Source organism: Polaromonas sp. P1_E3, from assembly GCF_056405935.1.
Genome location: NZ_JBFUBD010000529.1, coordinates 1 through 1585, shown reverse-complemented (window position 1 = coordinate 1585; position 1585 = coordinate 1). Strand labels below are relative to the sequence as shown.

General features: G+C 59.9%; 3 protein-coding genes. 2 read left to right on the top strand and 1 reads right to left on the bottom strand.

The window, feature by feature from the left end:
• Both AC1D0Z_RS21335 and AC1D0Z_RS21330 read left to right on the top strand, forming a co-directional pair.
• The coding region (locus AC1D0Z_RS21335) for an ankyrin repeat domain-containing protein (protein ID WP_477660156.1) at positions 1-476 on the top strand (476 nt) is incomplete at its 5' end.
• 148 nt (positions 477-624) lie between these two features.
• On the top strand, positions 625-966 hold the full coding sequence (locus AC1D0Z_RS21330) for a hypothetical protein (RefSeq protein WP_477660155.1): 342 nt from the start codon (positions 625-627) through the stop codon (positions 964-966).
• Between the two features lie 85 nt (positions 967-1051).
• On the opposite strand, the gene AC1D0Z_RS21325 is transcribed toward AC1D0Z_RS21330, so the two are convergent.
• Positions 1052-1579 (bottom strand): GFA family protein, encoded by a 528-nt coding sequence (locus AC1D0Z_RS21325; RefSeq protein WP_477660157.1) that lies wholly within the window; start codon positions 1577-1579, stop codon positions 1052-1054.
• Positions 1580-1585: the final 6 nt, after the last annotated feature.

Here is a 1585-nt window from a genome sequence, read left to right as displayed (position 1 = left end):
TTCTCGCGCTGAAGGAGCCATCGCTCAGAGCAGCTCAGGTACTGGTTGACTCGCCCAAGACCGACGTCAACACCCTCAACGACAAGGGGGAAAGCGCGCTCATGCTGGCTGCCCTCAAGAACCATCAGAGTCTGGCCGAGAAGCTGGTCAAGCAGGGCGCCGATGTCAACAAGACCGGCTGGACGCCACTGCATTACGCCGCCAGTGGCGGTCATGTTGCCATCATCAGCCTGCTGCTGGAAAAAAGCGCCTATATTGATGCCGAGTCTCCCAATGGCACCACCCCGCTGATGATGGCTGCCATGTACGGCACAACTGCCGCGGTGAAGCTTCTACTCGAAGAGGGCGCCGACCCGCAACTCAAAAACCAGCTGGGTTTGACGGCCCTGCAGTTTGCCGAGCAAGGCAACCGGCCCGACGCCGCAGCAGCCATCGGGGCCGCCATTCGCGCAAAAAGGCCTGCCGGAACCTGGTGAGCCGGCCTGCCCGGTGGYATTTGCCCAAAGTTTGAGCGAAACGGGAAGATTGTCGTACGACGTGGCGGTGCCGTCCGACTTGACGCAGCCCACATATGACATATGCTTTTCACTGCACCTCTGATCCCGGAGCGTGCGGGAGAAACTCATGACTTACTTGAAATGCGCAGTGGCGCTGTCCTTGACGGCCTTGGTCGCGCCCGCCATGGCGTGCTACACCGTTTTTAACCCCAGCAACCAGGTCCTTTATTCGGGTGAAGCGCCCCCAATAGACATGAGCTACCAGATCCACGAAAAGCTGCCTGCGGTCTTTCCCAGTGGGCATCTGATTTTTGACACAAGCAACAACTGCCCATCGGTAGACGTACGCCGTGCCGTGCCGGTGCTCACCAATGTCGCGCTTGTATCGGCCGCACCCGCCGCTCCTCGACAGGCACGCCAGATGACGCGAGCCCAACGCGAACGCGCGCTCGATTCCCTGACGAAATGACATGGAGGTGCCTGGCAAAGCGGAGAAGGGCAGCACAATCCCTGTCCAGCCGGCCTAGGCGTGTTGAAATCGATGCCGGGAAATCTCAGCGCCGTGCGGCTTGATAAGCCTCGATTTGCGGCAGAAGGTCTTTCCGGCGTGCAAGGGCTTCGGCAGACCAGACCACCTTGCGGTCATAGTATTCAGCGAAGGCGGGTGATTCTGAAGGAATGATCACCCAGGGCTGCTTCGAACTGGTGAAAATATGGACATCCGGAGGCATCATGTCTGGATCGTCGACTGTCCCGACCCGTACAAATTTGATTACCGGACCTGAGCCGGCATAGTGGCTCCAGACCGCAACACGGCACTTCGGGCATCTGGCGATCTTCTGGCCCGCGCCGCTCGCGGAGGGCGTGTCAATTACCTCAGGCTCATTTTCAAGAGGCACAACGCGATCAGCCTCGTACATTGCGTTGAGCGCGAACGCCGCGCCGGATTCGCGCTGGCACCAGCGGCAATGGCAGCAGTGAACGATCATCGGCGCGGTGGCCAGGCGATACCGGATGTAGCGGCAATCGCATCCGCCTTCGACAGGATACCCACGCGGAGCAAACTGCGCATCGACATACACCCAGGC

What these genes read in the sequence shown, in the direction of transcription:
- AC1D0Z_RS21330 (WP_477660155.1), top strand. Translation starts at nt 625, where the DNA reads ATGACTTACTTGAAATGCGCAGTGGCGCTGTCCTTGACGGCCTTGGTC.